At 57.8% G+C, this 332-nt stretch carries 1 pseudogene; it reads right to left on the bottom strand.

What is annotated here, in order from left to right:
* A pseudogene (locus tag ACTHTG_RS11190) lies at window positions 1–332 on the bottom strand (RHS repeat family protein); the annotation flags it as partial.

Consider the following 332-nt stretch of genomic DNA (forward strand, 5'->3'; position numbering starts at 1 on the left):
TCGTAGTGGTAGCCGAAGGTATGGCCCAGCGCATTGGTGCGTCGGGTCGGCAGACCGTCCTGGCCGTATTCGTAGGAAGTGGTATGGCCTTCGCCGTCGGTATGGGTGGTCAGACGACCTGCGCCATCGTAGCCGAAGGTCTCTTTGCTGCCGTCGGGATAGAGGGCGAGGGTGAGGTTTTGATTGGTGTCGTAGTGGTATTCGGTGTGCTGTCCCAGCGCATCAGTCATACGCGCCAACTGCCCTTCGGGGGTGTAAGAGAGTTTGGTTTCGTAACCCGAGCAGTCGGTAATCCGGTCGGGCTGATGGTTTTCGTTATAGTGATATGCGGT

The organism is Neisseria sp. P0017.S009 (assembly GCF_051957375.1).
GTDB classification, from domain to species: Bacteria; Pseudomonadota; Gammaproteobacteria; order Burkholderiales; family Neisseriaceae; genus Neisseria; species Neisseria perflava.